This is a genomic window from Kamptonema sp. UHCC 0994, from assembly GCF_029167235.1.
Taxonomy (GTDB): domain Bacteria; phylum Cyanobacteriota; class Cyanobacteriia; order Cyanobacteriales; family Microcoleaceae; genus Kamptonema.
The window spans coordinates 1-2,019 of record NZ_JARFTR010000190.1 but is presented as its reverse complement, the minus strand read 5'-3'; the positions used below and the strand labels follow the sequence as shown (position 1 = coordinate 2,019).

Genomic DNA, 2,019 nt, shown 5'->3' with positions numbered 1-2,019 from the left:
CCATCTTCCCCATCTCCCCCATCTCCCCTCTTCCTTCTTATTATGACTTTTTTTACTTACTTTAATACAAAAAATATTCTAACTTTTCTATCGGGTTTACTGATATTTATCTTTATTCTCCCTGGCTGTTTAAGCTTAGCAAAAAATCAGACTCCTACTGTTAATAACTCACAAAATAGAATAGCAATTGATAGCTCATCCAAAAATCCTAACTCAACCTCTCCTGTAGGAGTTAATCTTTCTGGAATTGCCGATTGGTCAACAGAATTACCATTTTTAGATGCTTTTAAATCTTCTAGAAAATGGATGACTCAGTGCGATCCAAAAGAGGTTGGATGTCAGGGAGAATTAGATACCAATGAATATAATCTTTTAAATCTTGACGAAAACGGCTGGGTCAAATCTCTTCCCCTTCCCCAAGATTCTCCTAAATATACCCGTGTCAGCACTTTATTATTAAGGGACATACCCAACTTTTTCCCGTCAGGCAAATATATTGTCATGTATGAAGGCGAGGGAAAAATTGAGTATAAATTTGCGGCTAAAAAAGATGAAGCATCGTCACAACCCGGCAGAGATATTATTGATGTAGATGCTACCAATAAAGAGGGAATCCTGCTGACAATTACTGCCACAGATCCCAACAAAAAAGGAAAATATATCCGCAATATTAGAGTAATTCACTCTCAAGATGAAAAAGCTTATGAGAGTGGTGAGATATTTAACCCCAAGTTTATAGACAAAATCAAAAAATTTAGAACCCTCCGTTTCATGGATTGGATGAGTACAAATGGTTCTGAACAAAAAGAATGGTCAAATCGACCTAAACCAGAACATATTTCCTATGCTTATCAAGGCAATGTCCCTATTGAAATCATGGTTGCTTTAGCAAATAAAATCAAGGCAAATGCTTGGTTTAATATGCCAATCATGGCTACTGATGAATATTTAAAAAACTTTGCTCAGACTGTTAAAAGTAGTTTAGACCCAAACTTAAAAGTTTATGTAGAACTTTCTAATGAAGTATGGAATTTTTCATTTCCCCAATCTCAATATGCTTTACAACAAGGTCAAGCTAGGTGGGGAAAGGATAAACAAGATGCTTATATGCAATGGTATGGAATGCGTACAGCTCAAATATGCGATCTTTGGAAAGGTATTTTTGGCGAACAAAAGGATCGAGTTGTGTGTGTAATCTCAACTCAAACTGCATGGAAAGGTTTAGAAAGTTCTGCTTTAGAATGTTCTGATTGGGTAGCAGAAGGTAATAAGCCTTGTTATCAACACGGAATTGATGTCTATGCTATCACTGGATATTTTAGTGGTAATCTGGGTGGGCCAGAAAACACCAGCATCGTAGAGTCTTGGTTGAATGATTCAGATGGTGGTTTTGGTAAAGCTATTAAACAATTAAGAGATGGCGGTTTGCTAGGGGGATTTAAGGATAGTTTATCTGATGCTTATGGTTTGTTTAAATATCACTCAGAGGTAGCGCAGAAAAAGGGTCTTAAGTTAGTTGCTTATGAAGGAGGTCAACATATTGTAGGTATTCAAGGAAATGAGAATAATGAAAAGCTTACTAATTTCTTTATCGAGTTAAATAGGCGACCAGAAATGTATGAGTTATATACAAAATTACTGGAAAATTGGAAAGAAGCAGGCGGTACTCTTTTCATGCAATATTTGGATATAGGTTTACCTAGTAGGTGGGGTAGTTGGGGTGCTTTGGAGTATGTTGGCCAAAATGGTTCGCCTAAATATAATGCTTTGATGGACTTTATTGATAATAATCCTTGTTGGTGGGATGGCTGTGTTTTGACTTCTCCAGCTAAGTCTTAAGTCAGGTAATATTAAGTCTAATAATATTAGTCTGTCATTGCGAGCGCCGCGAAGCAATCGCAGTCTCTTGAGATTACTTCGCGGAGCTCGCAATGTACAGATCGCAAGTAATTTGCCGGACTTGATATAACTTCAGATAATCAACGCAAAAAATATGTAACGCCGCCATCCTGGCGGTTT

General features: G+C 37.0%; 1 protein-coding gene. It reads left to right on the top strand.

The window, feature by feature from the left end:
* Positions 1–42: 42 nt before the first annotated feature.
* Positions 43–1,839 (top strand): cellulose-binding protein, encoded by a 1,797-nt coding sequence (locus PY364_RS17055; RefSeq protein WP_275524274.1) that lies wholly within the window; start codon positions 43–45, stop codon positions 1,837–1,839.
* Positions 1,840–2,019 lie beyond the last annotated feature (180 nt).